This is a genomic window from Amycolatopsis sp. NPDC024027 (assembly GCF_040638975.1).
Taxonomy (GTDB): domain Bacteria; phylum Actinomycetota; class Actinomycetes; order Mycobacteriales; family Pseudonocardiaceae; genus Amycolatopsis.
In genome coordinates this window covers 779,125-800,720 of record NZ_JBEZYY010000001.1, presented here as the reverse complement: position 1 = coordinate 800,720, position 21,596 = coordinate 779,125, and the positions used below count along the sequence as shown (strand labels likewise).

General features: G+C 67.6%; 20 protein-coding genes and 2 tRNA genes. 7 read left to right on the top strand and 15 right to left on the bottom strand.

The window, feature by feature from the left end; translation table 11 throughout:
* Positions 1-39: 39 nt before the first annotated feature.
* From otsB to AB0F52_RS03870, 3 genes are all read right to left on the bottom strand, one after another.
* Positions 40-2,574: a trehalose-phosphatase gene (gene otsB / locus AB0F52_RS03880; RefSeq protein WP_360164234.1), complete on the bottom strand. Its 2,535-nt coding sequence runs from the start codon at positions 2,572-2,574 to the stop codon at positions 40-42.
* Positions 2,575-2,608: 34 nt separating this feature from the next.
* On the bottom strand, positions 2,609-4,051 hold the full coding sequence (locus AB0F52_RS03875) for a trehalose-6-phosphate synthase (protein WP_103343618.1): 1,443 nt from the start codon (positions 4,049-4,051) through the stop codon (positions 2,609-2,611).
* An 81-nt stretch (positions 4,052-4,132) separates the two neighbouring features.
* The gene (locus AB0F52_RS03870; RefSeq protein ID WP_360164231.1) at positions 4,133-5,638 is read right to left on the bottom strand and encodes a threonine/serine exporter family protein; all 1,506 of its coding nucleotides are present in this window, start codon (positions 5,636-5,638) and stop codon (positions 4,133-4,135) included.
* A 180-nt stretch (positions 5,639-5,818) separates the two neighbouring features.
* Here AB0F52_RS03870 and AB0F52_RS03865 point away from each other — a divergent pair.
* Positions 5,819-5,891 (top strand) — tRNA-Thr (locus AB0F52_RS03865).
* Between the two features lie 78 nt (positions 5,892-5,969).
* Here AB0F52_RS03865 and AB0F52_RS03860 read toward each other — a convergent pair.
* The 11 genes from AB0F52_RS03860 to AB0F52_RS03810 form a co-directional block, all read right to left on the bottom strand.
* A complete protein-coding gene (locus AB0F52_RS03860) occupies positions 5,970-7,316 on the bottom strand; it encodes a tyrosine-type recombinase/integrase (protein WP_360164229.1) in 1,347 nt (448 codons plus the stop codon).
* 15 nt (positions 7,317-7,331) lie between these two features.
* Positions 7,332-7,637 carry a helix-turn-helix domain-containing protein gene (locus AB0F52_RS03855; protein WP_360164227.1) on the bottom strand — a complete coding sequence of 102 codons (306 nt, stop codon included), beginning with the start codon at positions 7,635-7,637 and terminating at the stop codon, positions 7,332-7,334.
* A gap of 291 nt (positions 7,638-7,928) precedes the next feature.
* A complete protein-coding gene (locus AB0F52_RS03850; protein WP_360164225.1) occupies positions 7,929-9,080 on the bottom strand; it encodes a DUF3631 domain-containing protein in 1,152 nt (383 codons plus the stop codon).
* On the bottom strand, positions 9,080-10,156 hold the full coding sequence (locus AB0F52_RS03845; RefSeq protein WP_360164223.1) for a DNA cytosine methyltransferase: 1,077 nt from the start codon (positions 10,154-10,156) through the stop codon (positions 9,080-9,082). The genes AB0F52_RS03850 and AB0F52_RS03845 overlap by 1 nt, the downstream gene beginning before the upstream one ends.
* The gene (locus tag AB0F52_RS03840; RefSeq protein WP_360164221.1) at positions 10,153-10,512 is read right to left on the bottom strand and encodes a hypothetical protein; all 360 of its coding nucleotides are present in this window, start codon (positions 10,510-10,512) and stop codon (positions 10,153-10,155) included. Before AB0F52_RS03840 ends, AB0F52_RS03845 begins: the two co-directional genes overlap by 4 nt.
* A 234-nt stretch (positions 10,513-10,746) precedes the next feature.
* On the bottom strand, positions 10,747-13,014 hold the full coding sequence (locus tag AB0F52_RS03835; protein WP_360164219.1) for an FtsK/SpoIIIE domain-containing protein: 2,268 nt from the start codon (positions 13,012-13,014) through the stop codon (positions 10,747-10,749).
* Positions 13,014-13,916 (bottom strand): hypothetical protein, encoded by a 903-nt coding sequence (locus tag AB0F52_RS03830; RefSeq protein WP_360164217.1) that lies wholly within the window; start codon positions 13,914-13,916, stop codon positions 13,014-13,016. Before AB0F52_RS03830 ends, AB0F52_RS03835 begins: the two co-directional genes overlap by 1 nt.
* On the bottom strand, positions 13,916-14,119 hold the full coding sequence (locus tag AB0F52_RS03825; RefSeq protein WP_360164215.1) for a hypothetical protein: 204 nt from the start codon (positions 14,117-14,119) through the stop codon (positions 13,916-13,918). Before AB0F52_RS03825 ends, AB0F52_RS03830 begins: the two co-directional genes overlap by 1 nt.
* A complete protein-coding gene (locus tag AB0F52_RS03820) occupies positions 14,119-14,436 on the bottom strand; it encodes a hypothetical protein (RefSeq protein WP_360164213.1) in 318 nt (105 codons plus the stop codon). The genes AB0F52_RS03825 and AB0F52_RS03820 overlap by 1 nt, the downstream gene beginning before the upstream one ends.
* A gap of 1 nt (position 14,437) precedes the next feature.
* The gene (locus AB0F52_RS03815) at positions 14,438-14,668 is read right to left on the bottom strand and encodes a hypothetical protein (RefSeq protein WP_360164211.1); all 231 of its coding nucleotides are present in this window, start codon (positions 14,666-14,668) and stop codon (positions 14,438-14,440) included.
* Between the two features lie 122 nt (positions 14,669-14,790).
* On the bottom strand, positions 14,791-15,084 hold the full coding sequence (locus AB0F52_RS03810; RefSeq protein WP_360164209.1) for a hypothetical protein: 294 nt from the start codon (positions 15,082-15,084) through the stop codon (positions 14,791-14,793).
* 195 nt (positions 15,085-15,279) lie between these two features.
* Between AB0F52_RS03810 and AB0F52_RS03805 the strand changes: the two genes are divergently transcribed.
* The 6 genes from AB0F52_RS03805 (at position 15,280) to AB0F52_RS03780 (ending at position 21,350) form a co-directional block, all read left to right on the top strand.
* Positions 15,280-16,140: a GntR family transcriptional regulator gene (locus AB0F52_RS03805; RefSeq protein ID WP_360164207.1), complete on the top strand. Its 861-nt coding sequence runs from the start codon at positions 15,280-15,282 to the stop codon at positions 16,138-16,140.
* Positions 16,137-17,081: an NAD(P)-dependent oxidoreductase gene (locus tag AB0F52_RS03800; RefSeq protein WP_360164205.1), complete on the top strand. Its 945-nt coding sequence runs from the start codon at positions 16,137-16,139 to the stop codon at positions 17,079-17,081. Before AB0F52_RS03805 ends, AB0F52_RS03800 begins: the two co-directional genes overlap by 4 nt.
* A 166-nt stretch (positions 17,082-17,247) precedes the next feature.
* On the top strand, positions 17,248-19,023 hold the full coding sequence (locus tag AB0F52_RS03795) for an AAA family ATPase (protein ID WP_360164203.1): 1,776 nt from the start codon (positions 17,248-17,250) through the stop codon (positions 19,021-19,023).
* Positions 19,024-19,030: 7 nt separating this feature from the next.
* Positions 19,031-20,098, top strand: coding sequence for a DNA cytosine methyltransferase (locus tag AB0F52_RS03790; RefSeq protein ID WP_360164201.1), 1,068 nt, complete (start codon positions 19,031-19,033; stop codon positions 20,096-20,098).
* A 73-nt stretch (positions 20,099-20,171) separates the two neighbouring features.
* Positions 20,172-20,299 (top strand) — tRNA-Leu (locus AB0F52_RS03785).
* A gap of 100 nt (positions 20,300-20,399) precedes the next feature.
* Entirely contained in the window at positions 20,400-21,350 is a 951-nt protein-coding gene (locus AB0F52_RS03780) for a LuxR C-terminal-related transcriptional regulator (RefSeq protein WP_360164199.1), read from the top strand.
* Here the strand turns inward: AB0F52_RS03780 and AB0F52_RS03775 are convergent.
* Entirely contained in the window at positions 21,347-21,505 is a 159-nt protein-coding gene (locus tag AB0F52_RS03775; protein WP_360164197.1) for a hypothetical protein, read from the bottom strand. The two genes, AB0F52_RS03780 and AB0F52_RS03775, sit on opposite strands and share 4 nt — an antisense overlap.
* Positions 21,506-21,596 lie beyond the last annotated feature (91 nt).

The window sequence follows — 21,596 nt, the reverse complement described above, 5'->3', positions numbered from 1 at the left end:
CGTCATGGTGGCCTTCAGGGGCCTTTCGGACCGAAAGGGCTAACTGGCCGCCAGCAAGTTGGCGCACCGGATGAGCCCGATGTGGGAATAGGCCTGCGGGTGGTTGCCCAGCGAGCGTTCCGCGATCGGGTCGTACTGCTCCGGCAGCAGGCCGGTCGGGCCGGCCGCCGCGACGATCTGGTCGAACAGCTCCTGCGCCTCGGTGCGCCGCCCGGTGAGCAGGTACGCCTCGATCAGCCACGCCGCGCAGATGTGGAAGCCGCCCTCGCCGCCCGGCAGGCCGTCGTCGCGGCGGTAACGGTACACAGTGGACCCACTGCGCAGCTCCGCCTCGATCGCGGTCACCGTCTGCTGGAACCGCTCGTCGGCCGGGTCGATCAGGCCGGTGAGCCCGACGAACAGCGACGCCGCGTCGAGGTCCGTGCCGTCGTAGGCCGTGGTGAACGCCTGGACCTCGTCGTTCCAGCCGTGCGTGAGGACGTCGTGCTTGATCTCCTCGCGCAGGCCGTGCCAGTTGCCCGGGATCTCCCGGCCGTACTGCTCGCCCAGCTTGATCGCGCGGTCGATGGTCACCCAGCACATGACCCGCGAGTAGACCCGGTGGCGCGGCACGTGCCGCTCCTCCCAGATCCCGTGGTCCGGCTCGTTCCAGCGCCGCGTCACGGCTTCCGCCATCGCGCGCACCATCTGCCAGTCCTCGTCGCGCAGCTCGTGGCGCGCCGCCGCGAGCGTCTGCACGAGCTCGACGACCGGGCCGAAGACGTCCAGCTGCACCTGGTGGTTCGCCAGGTTGCCGACGCGGACCGGGCGGGAACCGGCATAACCGGGCAGGGATTCGATGACCGCTTCGGCGCCGATGACGCTGCCGGCGAGGGTGTACAGCGGGTGCAGCCGCTCCGGGCCGGCCAGCGTGGCGAGCACGCCGTGCAGCCACCGCAGGTAGCCCTCGGCCTCCTCGATCGAGCCGAGGTGCACGAGCTCCCGCACGGTCATCGCGGCGTCGCGGATCCAGCAGTAGCGGTAGTCCCAGTTGCGGACGCCGCCGATCTCCTCCGGCAGCGACGACGTCGCCGCCGCCAGCACGCCGCCGGTGTCGGTGTTGACCAGGCCGCGCAGGGTCAGCGCGGACCGCAGCACCAGGTCGGTCTGCACCTTGGGCAGCTGCAGCTTCGACGTCCACTCGCTCCAGTAGCGGCCCGCGCGGTCCCGGCGTTCCACTTCGGACAGTTCGTGCGGGCCGAGGTCCGTGGTGCCGCAACGCAGCTCCAGCACGACCGGCCGGGTCGGCGTCGGCTGGACCAGCGCGGACGCGGTGTCGTGCAGGCCGTCGGAGGTGATGGTCCACTCGACGCCCGGCGAGTACAGCACGAACGGCTCCGACGTGCCGAGCACCCGGACGCCGCCGTCGGTGACCTCGAGCTTCACCGGCACGCCGCCGAACTCGGGCCGCGGCGCGAACTTGACGCTCGCCGCCGCTTCGCCCGAGATCACGCGCACGAGGTCCGTCCGGTGCGGCGCGCTCTCCGGCTCGAGGTAGTCGGTGACGAGCAGGCGCGACCAGCGCGTCTCGACCGTCATCGTGTTCGGCAGGTAGCGCTGGCCGAGCGGGAGGCCGTTGCGGTGCGGCTTGATGGAGAAGTGGCCGGCGCCCTCGCCGCCGAGCAGGTCGGCGAACACCGCGGGCGCGTCCGGCCCCGGGTGGCACAGCCAGGTCAGCTTGGCGTCCGGCGTCAGCAGTGCGACCGAGCGCTCGTTGGCCAGCATCGACAGCCGCTCGATCGGCGGGGCCGACTCGCCGTACAGCCAGTTGCGGCGCTCCTCGAGGAGGAAGCCGAGGACCAGTGCGACGTCCACGGTGTCGGGCACCCGGAACGCGGCGAGGGTCTCCCCGTCGCCGACCTTGATGCCCAGGTCCGGGCCGGACAGGCGGGCGAAGGCCTTCTCGTCGGTGACGTCGTCGCCGAGGAAGATCGCGGCCGTGGCGCCCACCTGGTGGCGGAGGATGTCCAGTGCGTGGCCTTTGTCCGTTTGGACGACCGCGAGCTCGACCACCTCCTTGCCGTCGGTGGTCGACACACCCTCCCACGTGGACGGTCCGGAGTGGACGTCCGCGAGCACGCGGCGGCCCGCCTCGTGCTCGGCGCGGCGGACGTGCACCGCGATGCTCGCCGGCTTGACCTCCAGCGACACGCCCGGGACGTCCAGCACGAGTTGTTCGAGCTCGGCCTCGACCCGCCGGTGCAGCTCCCGCGCCTTCTCGTCGAGGGCGTGGATGAAGCCGATGTCGAACTCCGAGCCGTGGCTGCCGACGAGGTTCACCTCGGCCGGCAGCCGGGAGAGCGTGGCCAGGTCACGCAGCGCGCGGCCGGAGATGACCGCCGTGGTGGTCTCGTGCAGACCGGCGAGCGATCTGAGGGCCCCGACGGACTCGGGCAACGGGCGTGCCTCGTCCGGGTTGAGCGTGATGGGTGCCAGCGTGCCGTCGTAGTCGCAGGCGACCAGCAGACGCGGAGTACGGGCGATCTGGACGATCGCGCGCCGTAGCTCGGCGGGCAGGGCCTCGGCAGTCAACACTCCTCCTCAGGAGCTCGTGCATGGGTGCGGACTGTCAGTCGACTCCTTCGGCACCCAACGCTTGGAGGAACGAGCGCGCCCAACGATCGACATCGTGCGTGAGGACCTGGCGACGCATGGCGCGCATCCGGCGACGGCCCTCTGCCGGGTCGAGCGTAATGGCAGCCACTAGTGCGTCCTTCACCCCGTCCAGATCGTGGGGGTTCACGAGGAATGCGCTAGAGAGCTCCGCGGCCGCACCCGCGAACTCGGACAGCACCAGCGCCCCGCCCAGATCGTGCCGCGTGGCCACGTACTCCTTGCACACCAGGTTCATGCCGTCGCGCAGCGGCGTCACCACCATGACGTCGGCGGCGGAGAAGAACCCGGCCAGCTCGGTGCGGTCCACGGACTGGTGCAGGTAGTGCACGACCGGGTGGCCGACCCGGGAGAACTCGCCGTTGATCCGGCCGACCATCTGCTCGATCTCGCCGCGCATCCGCTGGTAGTGCTCGACGCGCTCCCGGCTCGGGGTGGCGAGCTGGACGAACGTGACGTCGTCCGGCTGCAGGCGGCCCTCGTGCAGCAGCTCGTGCAGCGCCTGCAGCCGCAGGTCGATGCCCTTGGTGTAGTCGAGCCGGTCGACGCCCAGCAGGACCGTCTTGGGGTTGCCGAGGTCGCGCCGCAGCTGCGCGGCCCGCTCCTGGACGCCCTTGGTGCGGGACAGCTGGTCGAGCCCGGCGGCGTCGATGGAGATCGGGAAGGCGCCGACCCGGACGGTCCGGTCGCCGACCTGCATGGTGCCCGGCCGCGACCGGACGCCGACCGCGCCGCGCGTCGACTCGAGGCCGATCAGCTGGCGGCACAGCCAGAGGAAGTTCTGCGCGCCGCCGGGACGGTGGAAGCCGACCAGGTCCGCGCCGGTGAGGCCGCGGATGATCGCGGCGCGCCACGGCATCTGCATGAACAGCTCGACCGGCGGGAACGGGATGTGCAGGAAGAAGCCGATGCGCAGGTCCGGTCTCAGCTCGCGCAGCATGGCCGGCACCAGCTGGAGCTGGTAGTCCTGGATCCACACGGTCGCGCCCGGGGCGGCGACCTCGGCGCTGGCCTGGGCGAACCGGCGGTTCACCTTGACGTAGCTGTTCCACCACGCGCGGTCGAACACCGGGCGCTCGACGACGTCGTGGTAGAGCGGCCAGAGCGTCGCGTTGGAGAAACCTTCGTAGTAGTCGCGGACTTCGTCGGCGCTCAACGAAACCGGGTGCAGCACCAGTCCGTCGTCGTCGAACTCGTCGACGTCGACGTCGGGCACGCCCGGCCAGCCCACCCAGGCGCCCTTCCTCGACCGCAGGAACGGCTCCAGCGCCGACACCAGCCCGCCCGGGCTGGCCGTCCACCGGCGTTCGCCCTCGGCGGTGCGTTCGAGGTCCACCGGTAGCCGGTTCGCCACCACGACGAAATCGGCCTGGTTCGAGTTCTCCTTCTGGTCACTCACGTCGCCTGCTCCTCGCGTCTGGGTCGCGGCCCCAGAGTGAAACCCTATCGCGTGAGCGATGAACATTCGGTGACCGCGCTGTTACTCCAAGCTTCGTTCCGTCGGTTCGAGCGGACCAGCCATCCGTGGTCCGGCGAATCGGCGCTCCAGCCGGCCCAGCCCGGTGCGCACCGGCTGGGCCAGCCATTCCCCGAGTACCACGCCCGCGGCCAGCGCAAGCCCGATTGCGACGGCCGTCATGAGCGTCGAGATGTTGCCGCTCGGCTCGACCCCGATTTGGTACAGACCACGGTAGGTCGACAGGCCCGGAAGCAGGGGAGTGATCCCGGACACGGCGACGACCAGGGGGGTGACCCCGAGCCGCCGGGCGAGCACGCCACCGCAGAACCCGACCAGCGTCGCGGCCACCGCGGAGGAGCTGACGCCGTCCAGCTGGGCCAGCATGAGCGCGCCGTAGACGGCGGCCCCGATGCCGCCCGCGGCCGCCGCGACCAGCATGGCGCGCATCTTGGCGTAGCTCGCGAGCGCGAAGCACGCGGCCGCGCCGGCCCCGCCGAGCACGACGAGCGGCAGCTGCTGCGGCGTCGACCCGGTCACCTCGGGCAGCGGCGTGCGCGGCAGGCCGAGCATGACGGCGATCCGCAGGGCGAGCACGACCCCGGCGATCAGGCCGGCCGACATCAGCGCGGTCTCCATGGTGCGGCCGGCGGCGGTGACGTTGTAGCCGGTGATGGCGTCCTGCACGGCCGAGACGGTGGACAGCCCGGACAGCAGCACGGTGACCGCCGCCGCGACGACCAGCGTCGGCTTGTCGGTGGTCAGGACGTTGCTGCTCACGATGACCATGGCCGACAGCGTCGCGACCAGGCCGCCGATCACCTGCTGGAAGAAGAACGGCAGCCCGTAGCGGTTCACGACCCGGCCGACCCGGTCGATGACGCCGCTGATGGCGAAGGCGACGAGCGCGATGTCGAACCCGCCGCCGAGCAGGATGGTCACGAACGCGGCGACGCCGCCCCAGGACAGGGTCGCGACCCAGCGCGGGTACGGGTGCGGCGCGGAGGTGATCCGCTCCAGCTCGGTCTGCGCCTGCTCGGCACCCATGTGCCCGCGCACGATCTTGCGGACGAGCTTCTCGGTCTCGGTCAGCCGCGTGTAGTCGAGGCTCCGGCTCCGCACGACGCGCAGCGCGGTGATCGGCGTCAGGTCGGTGCCGCGGTGGCAGGTCACGGTGATCGACGTGAAGATGACGTCGACCTCGCAGTGCGGCAGCCCGAGCGCCCCGGCGATGGCGATGATCGTCGCGGTGACGTCCGACGCGCCCGCGCCGCTGGCCATCTGGACCTCGCCGATGCGCAGGGAGAGGTCGAGGACGAAGTTGACGGTGGCCTCGTCGGGCAGCTGCGGGCCCATGGCCTCGTCGGCGTCGACGGCGGGCAGCTCGCCGGTCGGTGCTTCGAGGACGTGCCACGGACGGCGCTTGAGGAGGTTGGGCCGGTGCGCGCGGGGCCGCTGGGCTTGCTCGGGTGGTTCGAGGAGCGGCCATCTGGTCGCCCGGCCCCCGTTGGTGCGCTCGCTGATCTTCATGATCCATCCACCTCCTCGCTCGTTCCTCGATGACCATCGACGGCTACCCGCCGACCGTTGCACGGATCATGGAGTGGCGTCCACCACGTTGGCCCATGGTGGCCTGGACCTGCGGATTCCGCCTCCCGAACGGATCATGGGCGGCGGCTCGGTACACTGTGTCCGGCGCCTCGGCGCCAGGCCGCTATAGCTCAGCTGGTAGAGCATCTGTCTTGTAAACAGAAGGTCAGGGGTTCGAGCCCCCTTGGCGGCTCATCTCTGACCAGGGAGTCTCCGTTTTCGGGAGACTCCCTGGTCGCGTTCCGTCTCAGTTCCAGTCTCATTCGGCGATCTACGCAGGTACGAGCGCGGCCGCCGGTGGCTCTCCGTCGTCGTCTCCCGGCGCCTGCCAGAGCAGCCCACCGAGCTGCGTGGCGATGCCGCGCCGGACCTCGTCGGGCACGTGCTGGTAGCGCTGAGCCATCGTGATCTTGGACCAGCCCATGACGTCCATGACGGCTCGCTCACCGACCCCGAGCACGAGCAGGAACGTCGCTGCCGTGTGGCGAGCGTCGTGCAGGCGCGCTTCCCGGACGCCGGCGGCCTTGAGGACGGCCTTCCACTCGCTGTAGTCCGCCCGTGGGTCGGTGGGCTTGCCAGTGGGCTGCGCGAAGATCCAATGCCCGTCGTGCCACAGATCGGCCGCGACCCGTCGTTCGGTCTCTTGCTGCTCCTTGTGTGCGAGCAGGGCGAGCACGAGCGGGGGTGGCACGCTGACAACCCGTCGGCCGGCGCGGGACTTCGGCTCGACCACCACCAGCCCACCGCTGTGCCGCTCGGTGCAGTCAGCGCCGCGCTTGCGGCCGCAGGGTCGTTCGCCGCAACCGTGCTGCCAGGTTTGGCGCTGAAGGGCGCGGCGGACAACCAGCAGCCCGGTGACATGCGCACTCGGGCAGTCTTGCGCCGTGCACGCGGTGCAGCGCGGCTCCCCGCATCCGTGGTGCCACTCGACCTGAAGATCGCTCCACTTCAAGCCAAGGGCCTCGCCCTGCCTCAGTCCGAGCGCGAGCGCGACGGCCCAGCGCGCGCCGTTCCGCAGTGCCTGCGTCGACGCGAAGATCGCCTTCGCGTCGGCGACGGTGAGTGGGTCGATCTCGGTTTCGTCGATCTTGGGAGACCTGACGGCGCTGATGGGGTTCTTGCCGAGGCGGTCTCGCCGATCCGCTTCGTTCAGCGCGGCGCGCAGCGTGATGTGAACCTGTTGCAGGGTGGCCGACTTGGCACCTTCCTTCCGCAGTCGTGCGTACAACTTCTCAATGTGTTCCGACTCAAGCTTCTTGAGCTTGTGGGCGCCGATGCCGGGGATCAGGTACTTGCTGATTGCCGTCCGGTAGTAGGTCTGTGTCTTGTAACGGACCGAGGGCAGGGCGATGGTTTCGAACCAGTGCAGCAACCACCGTTCGACTGTCCAGTCCGGCCCGGTCTTCTCAAGCGATCCGGCGTCCCGAGCGCGTTCGAGCTGCCGGACCTTCTTCGTCACCTCCGCTTCCGTCTTCGCTTGAACGTGCCGGCGGTCGGGCCTCCCGTTGTCTTTCACACCAACGGTCACGCGGCCGTGCCAGTAGCCGTCATTGCCGAGGTAGATGCTGCTGGCCCCATTGGGAGCGCGGGTGCCTTCCGGGCGATTGCGTCGAGGCATGGTGGTTCCCTTCGGTCAGGCGGCTGGGTTTTGAGCGGCGGCGTCCATCACGAGACGTTCTGCGAATTCGCGAACGGCTGAGGCGGGGACGCGGCGAAGGCGGCTGATCTGAACGGATTCGAGCTGGCCGGTTTTGACCAGGCGGAAGGCCAGGGTTCGGCCGATCCCGAGCCGCTCCGCCGCCTCCTCGACAGTCAGCAGGACGCGTTCGGGCATCTGCCGAACCGGCGGGGGCGGGGGTTCGGCTTCACTCGTGGCGAGGGATTCGGCGAGCTTCGCGAGGGTGGCGGCGAGCTGGGTGAGTTCGTTGGCGGTAGCCATCGGTGGTGTGAGCCCTTCGGGTGGCGGTGCGGGTGGCGTTGATGCGCATGGGCTCTCCTCGGGTCTGGTGTGGTCGGTTGTCGGTGCTGAGGGGGTAGGCCGTACCAGCCGTACCAGGCTCGTTTTGCCTGGTCAGGTGCGGTACGGCTTGGTTTCGTGGTACGGCTTGAGCCGTACCAGGGCAGTCGGGGTGGTACGGCTTGAGTCGTACCAGGAGGGGATGCCGTACCAGGTCTGAACTGCGAAAACGAGGCTGGTACGGCTGGTACGGCTACCCCGCCTGGCGGGTGGTCAGGCCGACCGCGCCCGGCGGAGCGGGATCGCTCCCCCGGCGGCCTCGCCGACGCGGTTAGCTGGCGACTCGGATGGGCTCGGGCAGTAGCGCTCCCACGAGTCGGCGAAGTCCGCGCGTCGGTAACCCTTGGCCTGCCCGGCACCGGGGAAGCGCATGGTGTCCGACCGAATGCCGTACTCCTTGAGCAGCGTCCCGAGCCTCATGGCGGTGAGCCCGGTCGCGCCGTACTCCCGCCACGGCGACTCGTCCATCGCGCGCAGCCGGTGCAGCAGCTCCGCCGTCGGCAACGCGGTCTCGTCCCCGAACGCGGTCCGGCAGTCGACGAGCAGCCGTTGGCGGTCGGAGTTGCCGTCGTCTTCCTCTGCGGTGGCGGTGAGGGCGAGGACGGCGGCACGAGAGCGGTCACGCCAGCCGCCGCCGGCGTGGTCGGCGACGGCCACGAGTGGTTCCCAGGTGTCGGCGGCGCGGTCTTCCACGGGCATCTCCGGTTCGGTGGCTTCCAATGTGGACAGATCGGCGCGCAGCCACGCGCGCAGGTCGTCGGCGAGCGTCCGCAGCGCGGGCCGGTCCCGGCGGTGCCGGTACGGCGCAACGCTTTCGCCGGGGGCGCGGCGACGCATCCGCACGATGACCGCCCGGTCCTCGATGGTGTCGGGCATCGCGCCGATGCCGGCGAGCGCGGCCATGGCGAATGTGGGGATGGATTCGACGCGCTGGTTGGTGGCGTCGTAGCGCTTGGCCGGGCGGTTGCGCTGGTGCCCGGCATTGAGCAGTCCGCGCAGGTCCTCGTTGCCCTCGGCTTTCGGCCCGAAGATCGTGTCCGCCTCATCCACAAGCAGAGTGGGCGGGTCCTCGGACACGGACCGGTAGACCGCCGCTGGGGAGCTGTTGACCGTGATGAACGGGTTGTGGCAGGTGGCTTCCACGATGTCGAGTAGGCGGGACTTTCCGCAGCGCTTCTCCGGGGCGCGGATCACCAGCCGGGGCGCGTGCGCCCACGCGGGCTGGGCGTGGGTGGCGGCGATCCAGAGGGCGATGGCGTCGGCGGTCTCGGGGGTGGGCAGTGACACGTACCGGGTCAGTGAAGCCCTGAGGTTGTCCAGGAGCGTCGCGCCGTCCACGGTGGCGTGTGGGGTGTCGGTGCTCATCAGGCGGCCTCTCGTTGCGCCCCGAGGTCCGGGGCGTGGGTGGTGATGCCGAGCAGGGGCAGCAGGTAGCCGAGTGCGGCGGTGGCTTGCTGCCAGACGACGCCGTTGCCGGCGAGGCGCAGCATGTCCGCCCGGCTCAGCCCAGGGACGGCGGTGATGTGGCCGGTGGGGAGGCCCATCATCCATTCGGGCAGGGCCGGGTTGAGGACGGTGTTGCCGCGCCGTCCGGGCACGGTCGGCATCGGCGCGGGCCGCCCGGTCACGTGCTCCCATCGGCGGATGGCGGGCTCGTACTCGCCCCAGGCGAGAGCAGGAACTCGATCGCGGTCAGGGAGGGGTCGTTGCGCCGGGTCTCCGCCGGGCTGACCCCACGCCGGCTGTCGGTCGCTTTCGGTGTGGGCAGCAGGTGCGAGGCGACGTCGTCCAGGCTCACCGAGTGCTTGCCTGCCCGGCGCTTGTCCGGGTGCTGGCTGCCGCCGTTGGCTCCGAGGTTCGCGGTGGGTGTCGGTAGCAGCGATGAAGATGCGGTAGCGGGTGTGCGGGGCTCCCACGGCGGAAGCGGGTAGGCCGCACCATGCCGCGTCGTACCCGAGGTCGGCCAGGTCGGCGAGTACGGCTCCGAGTGCCCGCAGAGCAGGGACACCTCGGTCGTCTCCCAGACACCACGGGCAGGGTTCCACGTCGCTATGGGCTGGGGCATGAAGGAGTCCTCTCACGTTCTCGATGAGCACGAGCTCGGGGCGGAGCACGGCGGTGGCGTGGCGCATCACCGACCACAGACCGGATCGGGTGCCGGGCCGGATGCCGGCCTGGCGTCCGGCGGCGGAGACGTCGGTGCAGGGGAACCCGCCGGTCAGGATCCGCACGGGCGGGACGGTGGAGAAGTTGGCTTTGGTGATGTCCCCGAGGTTCGGCGTGCCGGGCCAGTGGTGTGCGAGCACCTTCGACGCGGCGGGGTCGACGTCGCAGTGCCATGACACCCGGCCACCGAGCAGCGGGGCGGCGGCGAGTTCGCAGAGCCCGCCGTAGCCGGAGAACAGCGACCCGATCGTCACGGCATCGTCCACTGTGGTCATGCCGCCTCCCTGATGGCGATCCAGTCTTCGATGCGTGCCCAGGACGCGGCGGCCTGTGCGCGGATCTGGTGCGGTGTCAGGGCGGGCCGGGTGGCGACGGCGCGGCGGCGTTCGAGTTCGGCGTAGGTCGGCGCGGCGGCCAGGGCGCGCCAGTCGGCGGCGGCCGACACGGCGTGGGACGTCTCGCGCAGCGTGCGGCGGCGGTCCCACTCGACCCATTCGGCGAGGAGTTCGGCCACGTGCGGGCTGGTGTTGAGGTGTCGCCACGTGGCGGCGTCGAGCACCAGGGCGCGGTACTCGATGAAGGGGACGGTGACCCGGGTGGCCGGGCCGGCGGCGGTGGTGTGCGTGGTCAAGGCGGGTCCTCACGTCGGTCACATTTAGTGACAGTGTGTGGGTGTGTTCAGCCAGGGCTAGGGCCGGGTGGCGTGGGCGCTAGCCTGGTTTTTCGGGTGTTTCCGCAGGTCGGAGCGAGGTGGTTCTAGGGCGCTAGTGCGCTGGTCACGACTGCTGCGGGTGTCTAGAGGAGGGGTCTAGGTCTAGGGGCGGTCCGGTCTAGGACGCGCACCGCCCCTAGCCTCCGAGACTGGTTACGCTCGGTTGTTCTTAGCTGTGGTGAGGGCGTCGCGGGTGTAGCCGTTGCGGTTGGCGCCCTTGCCGGTGACCAGGTCGGTGCTCCACACCTGCTTGGGCTTGACGCCGTAGGGCTTGAGCGCGGTGGCGAGGTTCTGCGCGGTCCACCCCCGGTACTGCGCGGGCCGCAGCTCGGCGAGCCGGGTCACGATGGCGTCGGACCAGAGCTTGTCCTCACCGCGCTGGAATACCGCGATGGTGTCGGCCAGCGGGTCCAGACGCGCGGCCTCGACGTCCACGGCCTCACCGGCGGCGTAGCCGGTGATGTTGCCCAGCGCTTCCCGCCGCGCACGGGCGCCGGCGGCGATTTTCTTGGCGTCGGTGGCGTCCTTGTAGACGCTGCGCACGATCTGCGCGTCGTCGCCCTCGCCGGCGAGGTAGCCGATGCCCCGGTCGGAGCGGGCGAACATCGTGGCCCGCACCCCGGACTTGTACTGCGACGTGCCGAGGACCATGTCGTTCGCCTGCTGCCCCATCACCTTGAGGCAGAACCGCAGGATGGCGTTCGCGGAGATGCCGGTGGGCAGTGACTTCGCGTCCGGGCGCTGCGTGGCCAGGATCAGCGTGATCCCCAAGGCGGGGCCGCGCTTGACCAGGTCGGTGCAGATCTCCTCCAACTCCGGCCCGTGCTCGGGGTGCTCGAACCACACCTGGCACTCGTCCACCCCGACCACGATCGGCGCGAGCCGCAAGTCCTTGCGTGCGGCCAGTTCCGGGGTGACCTTGTTGTCCGGGCAGACCGACTCCGGCAGGTTGCGGATCACCTTGGTGCGGCGGCGCATCTCCTCGCGCAGCTCGCGCATCTCGACCACCATGCGTTCGATGTCCTCGGGGTCGTCGCCCACGCCGTAGCCGTGCGCACACTGCCCCAGCGGGGAGAGGTCGCCGGTGCCTTTGAGGTCGTAGGCGTAGAGCACGGCACGCGGGTCCAGGGCGGCGATCAGCAGCAGTTCCCGCAGCGTGACCGTCTTGCCCATGCGCGGGACCGCGCCAATCACCATGGACGCGAACATCAGGGTGATGGGCACCCAGCGGCCGCGCTGGTCGGTGCCGAACGGCTGCGCGGTGAACAGGTCGACCGTCGCGCCCGGCTTGGCCAGCGACCACGGCTTCTGCTTGGCCTTGGACATGTCGATGTCCCCGACCCACAACACCAACCGTCCTTCGTGGACCTTCGCGTCCCCCTCGGGCCACACGCACCCGATCTGCCGGCGCAGCGCGGAGGACAGCTCGTCGCGCTTGGCGATGATGTCGCCGGCCGTGACACCCAACGGGAGGTCGACGTCGGCGCGCCAGCCGTCGCCGTCGCGGGCGATCGGGTTGGGGAACTCGATGCGCTTGCCCTTGGCGTAGGCCTGGTTGAGGCCACCGATGCCGAGCGAGCAGAGCGCGTCCTCGATCATCGACGACGTCAGCTTGGGTGTCTTGACCGAGTCCACGGCGCGGCCGGCGACCGGCTTGTCCGCCGGGGCGCCCCACCAGCCCACGAGCGTCATCGCGACGACCAGGCCGGTACAGTTCCAGAACGGCGTGACGAACGTGATGCACAGGTAGACGATCGCCAGCAGCACGACCACGCCCACCATCACCGGTCCCATGCGGCGGCGCACGGTTTCGTTGCGGATCTCGCGCAGCTTCATGTACAGCTCGGCGTCGGCGCGGTCGCGGGCGTTCATCCGGACCGGGTGGGACTCCGCGTCGTACACCCACGCACGCAGCCGGGCGACCAGGCGGCCGGTCGCGCCGAACGAGCGCAGGAACGCGGTCGGCACGTAGACCGGCACCCGTAGCGCGTGGAAGGCGAAGGTGTGGGCGGCGTAGCGGACCAGGAACCGGGCGCGGGAGCGGAACTCCTCCGCCGAGGTAAGCCAGCGCGCGACCAGCGGCCGGGCGGTGGCGTGGCCGGCGGTCTCCCACCACGTCGCCTTCGTCGCGGGCGGGTCGACCAGCCGGACGACCGTGCCGGGCTCCGCGTCGTCGGCGGCGGGCCGGTCCTGCTCCGGGATCTCATCGACGCTGCGGGCGGAGTCCGGGCGGATCGGGACGACGTTCCCGGCCCGCGTCGTGGCCGTGTCGGTGGCGGCCGGGTCGCTGTTCACGGTGGCGTTCACGGGAGAGTCGGCCGGGGTGTTCGTGGACGGGTCGGGCGTGCTGTTCACGGAGAGGGGCCCTTCGGGGTCGGGTCCGTTCGCGGACTCGGGGGTGTGGTCGGCGGTGGTGGACATCAGGCGGCCTCCTCCTGGTCGACGGTCACGGGCTGGTCGGCGGGCACCGGCAGGGCGGCCGGGGCGGTGGTTTCGGCGATCAGGTCGTCGGCGACGTTCTTGCTGGTGCCGCGTGAGATCTCCGGGCACACGGACCGGACCCAGGCCGGGGTGATCTCGATGCCCGGTGCCCACGCGGCGCGGGCGTCGGCCAGGTAGTCCCCGCGCAGCTTCCGCGCGGGCTTGGCGGCGGGCTTGCGGGCCGGACGGCGACGCGGCCGGGTGGCCGGCGCGGGCGTCTCGCCCGCGTTGTCCTCCGACGGAGCTGGCTCGGCGGACGGGGCGTCGGCAACGGGCTGTCCCGTGAACGCGGTGCCGGCGGCGGCCATGACGGCCTCGGTGAGCTTGTCCCGCAGCACCGGCGCGGTCTCCGCCGCGAGAAACACCAACACCGGCGGAACCGAGTGCAGCACCACCCCGGCCACGTCGAAGTGGGTCCACGACTTCCAGGTGTTCATGACGTAGGTGGCCAGAAACGCGAACCACTTCGTCCGATGCGCCCACACCCCGGTCGACACCTGGTAGCGGGCCGTGACCTGCTCCGCCCGCAACACCGCGACCAGGACCAGCGACACCATCGGGTCCAGCAGCCACCCCGCGACCCACCCAGCGGACCAGGTGGCCGCGCCGGCGGCGGCGAAGGACTGGACGTTGACCATCGTGAACGCCAGCCCAAGGAAGATCCCGAGCCAGATCACCGCGTCGATCTGCGTGCGGACCTTCTCCACCCGCAGCGCCACGACGTCCGGGTGGTTGGCCAGCCGCCGGACCTGCGCGGCGGTGGCGGCGTCCTGCGCGAGCTTGTCGGCCTCGGACAACGGCTGGTGCTTCGCGTCCTGCGGGATAAGGGTTTCGGTGCTCATCAGCTCTCCCCCCACTTCGTGTCATGCGTGCGGTTCCAGCGGTCCTGCCGGCCTTCCAGCTCGGCGTCGAGGACCAGGCGGCGCTGGTCGTCGGTCAGCTCGCCGAGGACGCCGCTGCGGTGCTCCGGCGTGAGGCCGGACAAGAGGGTGTGGACGACGGCGGCCGCGATGGCGTCGTCTTCGGTCTTCTTCTTGCCGAACATCAGCGACGACCCCCACGGGTGGTGTGGACGATTTCGGTGATGGCCATCAGCCGCACGATCGTCGCGGCGGCCAGCAGCGCCGGCACGAGCAGCGCGATCCAGGTGGCGGTGGTGTTCTGGATCTTCACGATCACCAGCCACTGGACGAACGCGATGATCGCCGTGGCCAGGACCAGCCGGATCGTGTTGCCCGTCATGCGGGTGACCTCGCGAACGCCCTTCTGCGCCCGTACCGCGGATTTGCGGCCGGAGCGCCACACGGAGAACACCCCGACCAGCGCGAGGCCACCGAGGACCATCAGCATCTGCGTGGACATCTCAGGCCACCTCCGACACGTCGAAGAGGTCGGTCTGGCCGGGGGCCTGCCAGCCACCGCCGTGCCACACCGCGTCGAGCGCGATGCCGTGTTCGGCGCGGATGGCCGGCTCGACCTCCGCGAGCCAGGTCCGACGGGTGGCGGCCGGGGCTTTGGCCCACGAGCGGCCGGTGTCGGTGAACCGGCGGATCGCCAAACGTTCGATGGCGCGGGGAGTCAGGGTGCTTACCATGGGAGACCTCTCCGAGTAGCTACCTGCGTGGTGGTTGATCGGGAGACCCGACGCGGCGTGCGCGTTCTTGGCGGGATGAGCCGCCGTGTCGGGGCCAAATGCGGCGATGACGAGTCGGACAGTCATGCGGCCTCGCCCTCCGGTGCCGACGCGGCGGTGTCCAGCCGGACCGGCAGAACCCGCAGCGTCGCCCGATCGGTCCGCCGGCGGGTGCGGTGGGCGCGCTGCGGGTCGGTGAACGCGTAACGGGTGCGGGTCTCCGCCACGGCCGTCGAGGCGGTCAGGTCCCGGTCGACGTCAGCGATCAGCGCGTCGATGGCGGCCTCGTCCAGGCCGTCCGGGTAGTAGCCCTCACCAGCGGCAAGGCCATCAGCAGCGATTCGGACGACCTGGTTGGTGATGTGTGCCGACTTCATGGTGTGCCCTTCGGTGGGTGTGTTGTGGAACACCACGAACCTAACAGTTGGTTTTTTCACCAGTCAACTGGTTGACTCGAATGGAGTAAAATCATGCGCTCTGAGCTGGGAAAACTTCTCCAGTCATCTGGTATGGTCTGATCTGCTAGCCATCCAGATGATTGGTCGCACTGGCGACCCGAAGGAGCTGCACACATGTCCCGGCCGCGCTCTGGGGTCCAGCGGTCCGACCCGCTGCACCAGCAGGTAGCCCGCAACATCCGGAACGACATCGAAGCCGGTCGACTCCGCGATGGTCAGACTTTGCCGTCCACGCGCGAGCTGGCGACCGAGTGGAACGTCAGCCCGTTCACGATCAACGAGGCGATGGACGTGCTGATCAAGGAAGGGCTTGTCATCAGCAAGCCCCGCGCGGGCCGCGTCGTCAACGCGCCGCATGTGGCCGCAGAGACGCGCCCAAAGCCCAGCGCGCCCCACGCCCTGCTGGTCGGCGGCTACGCCGGTAGCGGCAAGACGGAGCTTGGCCGCGTCGTGGCCCGCGAGACCGGCTGGCCGATGCTCGACAAGGACACCCTGACCCGCCCCGTCGTCGAGGCCGCCTTAGAGCTACTTGGCCTGTCGCCCAACGACCGCGAGTCCGAGATGTACCTCAGCAAGGTCCGGCCGCGCGAGTACGAAGCGCTGATCAGCGCGATGACCGAGAACGTTCAGTGCGGCAACAGCGCGATCGTGACCGCGCCGTTCATCAAAGAGTTCTCCGACCCGGCGTGGGTCGAACGCATCCAGGCGACGTGCCAGGGGATGGGAGCCAAGCTCTCGTTCGTCTGGGTCTACTGCGACGCGGAGACGATGCACACCTACGTTCGCCACCGTGGCGCTGCACGCGACGCCACGAAGCTCGCGAACTGGGAGAGCTACCTCGCCGGGATCGACCTCGAGCTACGCCCACCCGTCCCCCACGTCGTCATCGACAACTCGGCGTCCAGCAAGCCTCTCCAGGACCAGGCGAGGAGCCTTGTCAGCACCGTACTGAGTGAGGATTCGGAGCAGCAGTGACCGCGACAACGCGCATCCTTGTCAGCTCGGAGACGGACGACCTGGTGGGCCAAGAGCTGTTCAGCCAGCTCGACTCCGTCGAGGTCATCCCGTACGACCCCACAACGACGACCCTGGACGAGCGCCAGCGTCAGGCTGAGATTTTCGTGCCGCCCTACCGTGGCACCAATCGCCCCATGGCGTTGATGGCGCAGATGCCCAACCTCCAGATGGTCCAGATCACGGCGGCCGGCACGGACGAGTGGGTGAACGAGATCCCGGATGGCGTCGTCCTCGTCGGCGCGCGGGGAGCACACGCCGGACCGGTCTCCGAATGGGTTCTGTCTGCCGCGCTGACTCAGTACCGCCAATGGCCAGCTCTGGTGCGATTCCAGGATCAGCACATCTGGGCGCACCGCAGGTTCGACGCCGATACGCTTCGCGGGAAGCGGGCTCTCATAGTTGGAGCGGGCAGCATCGGGTCAGCTGTTGCCCGGCTTTTCGCGGCATTTGGCGCGGGGTCGACCTTGGTAGCCAGGTCAAGCCGAGACGGAGTCTATGCGGCATCTGAGATGCCAGGCTTGATCAGAGGACACGACATTGTAGTAATTACAGCACCGCTTAACGCCGAGACCACTAACCTGGTTGATGAAAAATTTCTTTCAGCTATGGCCGACGGTGCGATGCTTATCAACGCCGGACGGGGCAAGATTGTCGACACTGATGCCCTTGTAGCCGAGGTTCGTTCGGGCCGTCTACGGGCAGCGCTTGATGTCACGGAGCCGGAGCCGCTTCCGCCAAATCATCCGCTCTGGAGCTGCCCGGGCGTCATCATCAGTCCGCACTCTGCACGAACCGTCCCTGGAACCAACGCGCTCTGCTATTCAGTCGCTGCTCAGCAGGTCGGGGAATTCCTGGCTGGCAAGGTTCCGTCGAACGCGGCTATCCGGATCAAGTACTGATCTCAAACCGTCTGAAGTCGCCGGTAACGTCTGACCATTGGTCGACGATCGTGCAGTGGGCGCAGATATCGATTTACTAACAATGTTAGAAATTGGGTGTTGAGTGATCCACATCATGTGGTTAGCCTAGCTATCAACCAGTTCGGGGGCGGGCGGGGAGGTGCGCGTGAGCGGGGATGCACACGACAAGTTGGCTAGAATGATGGAAGCTGGTGCGCTTGAGCCGTACCTGCGCTACATCCGGTTTCCCCGGTTCAAGAACATCCGTGAAGATACTCAGATCAACTTCGATCACCCCGTTACCGCGCTTGTTGGGCCGAATGGCACCAATAAGACGGCGATCCTTCGTGCGATCCAGGGGTGTCCTGACTATGAGAACCTGGGAAATTACTGGTTCTCCACTAGTTTGGACCCGATCTCTGACGAAGATCGTCACCGGTTCATACATGGCTATTTTGCTAAGAGTGCGGGGCAAATCGTCGAAGTAGTTAAGACGCGGATCAAAAGGGACAAGAATCCGGACTACTTTGAGCCGTCCCGACCGTTGATTGTCGATGGTATGGAGCGGATGCCTCCTCTGGTTGAGGGCAAAGGGGTGCCGGCCGACCGGGTGCAAACTCGATGGAAGGCGATCCGGAAGAAGGTCGAGTATCTCGACTTTCGATCTGAGCTTTCTGCGTACGATAAGTTCTTCTTTCACTCTGCGCCTAATCTTGGCGGCGCTAGTGTCGGGGAGCGGAAAAATCGCGTGCGTAAACGTGCTGCCCGAATGGTCCTGGCGCTTGGCGATGGTCGCCGTAGTGACAACTGGTTTCAGATGCAGCGAATATTGAAGCCTGCTCGGTTTGCTTCGGAGGAGCAGGTAAAAGTCATTTCTGAGATTCTCGGGAGGGTCTACACTTCCATCGAAGTTCTGGAGCACCGCTACTTCAATGTCGAGGGCGCTACGGTTCGGCTGAAGACGAATGACTTGGAATATTCTGAAGCGTTCGCTGGCAGTGGAGAATTCGCGGTTGCTCGCCTCGTTATGAAGGTGATGGAAGCAGAGGATCGCTCGTTGATTCTCCTGGATGAACCCGAAGTTTCTCTTCATCCTGGCGCACAGCGTAACTTGATGAGCTTTCTCGCTGATCAAGCTAAACTGAAAAAACATCAGATAATCTTGTCTACTCATGCGCCGGAGATTATTCGGGATCTCCCTCCTTCGGCAATAAAGGTCCTTCATTCGAATGAAAATGACGGTCGTGTTGAACTTGTTGCGCAGAGGTCAGACCCTAGTGAAGCTTTCTTTCGGCTAGGAGTCAACCTGCAGAAGGCCAAGACAATTTACGTTGAAGATCTCTTGGCTGTGGCCATCGTTAAGAAGGCCATGAGGCCGCTTGGGCAGGCTGCAAATATTCAGGTCGAAATACTCCCGCTTCCTGGCGGCGCGTCAGGTATTCGAACGAAGTTTATTCCGTCGTTTGCGCTGGCTAGAAAGTCGGACTCATTGGTTCTTCTTGATGGTGACCAGCGGCCGGATATTGACTGTCCTGAACCTGATGAAATTCAAGAGGCGAACTTGGAAGAAACCGCAAATAAGATAGCTGGCGGGGAGGTTCGAATATTTCCAGACGGTCATAAGGGTGATTCTTCGGCGGCTAGTAAGTCGGCTCAGCTGAGGCTAGTTCTGGAGTGGTATCGCCTCAATGTTGACTATTTGCCAGGCATGGTGCCAGAAGAGTTGCTGGTCGAGATGGCGGGGGAGAGCCTTGGCGACGTAGATGCTAAGGTGTACTGGAAGCACAGGACTAGAAGTTCCCTTGGCCTTGAGGAGTGGGAAGCCGTGACGGCGAGTGAGATTCTTGCTGAGCAACGGCGTGAACTCGCGAAGGTCGATGACGATTGCGCTGAACTAGCTACTATTCGCAGTCGCGTCCAGAATTTTCTAGAGGGGAGATAGGCGGCTCATGGGACGCATCTCAGTGGTCGACTTCTTCTCTGGTTGTGGTGGAACCAGCCTTGGCTTTCGTAATGCTGGAATGTCAATAATTGCTGGTTTGGACAATGATCCTGATGCGTCAGCAACTTATAGGCAGAACTTTCCTGAGGCAAAGTTTTTTGAGCGAGACATCCGCAAGGTGGATGTCTCTGAATTGACAGGGGTTTTACCCAAGCGCGGAAAGATTCTTTTCTCAGGGTGTGCTCCCTGTCAGCCATTTTCCGCACAGAATCGTTCCCAGAAGGGATCGGATCCGCGGCGTCTATTGCTTGGCGAATTTCAACGATTCGTCCTCGCAATTAAGCCAGACTACGTGGTTGTAGAGAATGTTCCGGGTCTTCAGAAGGTTGGCAGCGAGGGTCCCTTTGCGAACTTCATTAATGCGCTCGAAGATGTGGGATATAAGGTAACTTGCGAGATTCTCTCGGCACTCCATTTCGGCGTACCTCAAATGCGAAAACGTCTCGTTTTGGTCGCCTCGCTTGATGGGGAAGTGCCGATGCCTGCGGCCACGCATGGCCCAGGCTTGGAGCCTCCAACAACTGTTCGGGACTGGTTGGATGGACTACCCGCGGTCGGCGCCGGCGAGCAGCACAAGGATGACCCTGACCATGCTGCAATGAAGCTGTCACCGATCAATATGCGTCGGATTCGTGCGACTGCGGAGGGTCGTGGCCGCGAGAGCTGGAACGACGACCTTCTTCTGGACTGCCATCGTGGGCACGTGGGGCACTCGGACGTGTACGGGCGTCTAGCTTGGGACCGCCCAGCGTCGGCGATGACTACTCGATGCCTGAGCTACTCCAATGGGCGGTACGGCCATCCCGTGCAGCATCGCGCGATCAGTCTGCGTGAGGCAGCTTGCCTACAGACCTTCCCGAGAGATTTTACGTTCGCGGGCACCTTGACTTCGAAAGGGCGGCAAGTGGGCAATGCCGTCCCGCCACTGCTGGCTCAACGCATCGCCGAGGCCGTCCTCCGGGCCGATCGCGCAGCCGCCCGTCGGCGTCGGAAAGCTGCGACGTCCGCTGCGTAGGGGGCCGGTTGGTCGAGCTGAGCCGGTCCTGCAGGTAGCGCAGCTGTCTCAGTTCCAGTCTCGTTCATCGGCAGCCGCCGGTGGTCGAATTACGCCGGAGTGGCACCATGACCTGCGGTTAGTCGCCCAACGAACTGTCGTGAACGGCCCACCAGACAGCTTGTAAACAGAAGGTCAGGGGTTCGAGCCCCCTTGGCGGCTCCGAAAGCCCCTTCACGCGCCCGGATCCGCGGCGTCCGGCACCTCGATCGACCGGCCGAATGGACTAGTCTGGAGCCGGGATGAGCGCGGGGGTGCGGGGATGCTGGAAGGGCTGCTGTCGACCGGCGCGGGAGCGCTTTACGACGCCATGGTGCGGTCCGGGCCGGTGCCGCTGGACGATCCGCGGGCCACGACTCCCGAGATGCAGGAGCTGGTCGACCGGGGGTTCGTCCGCCGGGACTACCGCGATGACCCGGTGCTGGCGCCGATGGAACCGGTGCGGGCGGTCGACCACGCCATCCTCGGCGCGCAGCAGCGACTGGTCGAGCAGCAGCGGCAGATCCTCGCGGCGCGTCAGCAACTGGACGTGCTCCAGACCGTCTACCGGGCGGCCTACGGCGGCGGGAGCGATGCCGCCGTCGAGGTGCTGTCCGACCCGCAGCGGATCGGTGCCCTCTCCCTCGAACTGTGCCTGTCCGCGAAGGAGGAGTTCCTCACCTTCACCACGCGGCACTTCAAGCGCAAACCCGACGCGAACACGGCGATGGCCCTGCCCGACGCGGTGACCGAACGCGGTGTGCGGCTGCGCAACGTCTACGAGCGCGCCGCGCTGGAGTTCGAGGGCGCGAAGGGCGTCGTCGAGGCCAGCATCGCCGCCGGCTGGACCATGCGGGTGGCGCCCGAGTTGCCGATGAAGATGGTGATCGCCGACCACCACTCGGCGCTGATGCCGCTCGATCCCAGCGGGATGGCGGGTGCGGTCTTCGTGCGCAGCCCGACCATCGTGGCCGCGCTGCGGATGCTGTTCGAACTGGTGTGGACCCAGGCCGTGCCGATCGGCGACGGGCAGCAGCGCCACGGGCTGACGCCGACCCAGGCCAAGGTGCTCGACCTGCTGGCCACCGGGATGACCGACGGGGCCATCGCGCGGCACCTCGATGTCAGCGAGCGGACCGTGCGCCGCCACGTCCAAGGCCTGCTCGACGCCCTGCAGGCGGACAACCGGGTGGCCGCGGTGCACGCGGCCACCCGGCTGGGCTGGCTCGACTAGTCCAACTTCTTGCAGGCTCCCCCACCCTGGGTCCAGATCCAGACACATTTGGTGGTCGGATCCTGGATGGCCGCCGCCTCCGGTGCGGCCAGCGCCCCGAACGCGACCGTCGCCGCGATCCCCGCTACCAGTCCGGCCAGCATTCGCTTGATCATGTCGTCCTCCCCGCGAAAAGTGATCTCTGCTGTGTGACAAGTTAGGCCGGGATGTCTTACGCCGGGAGAGCAAGTCCGGCCACTGTCCGGA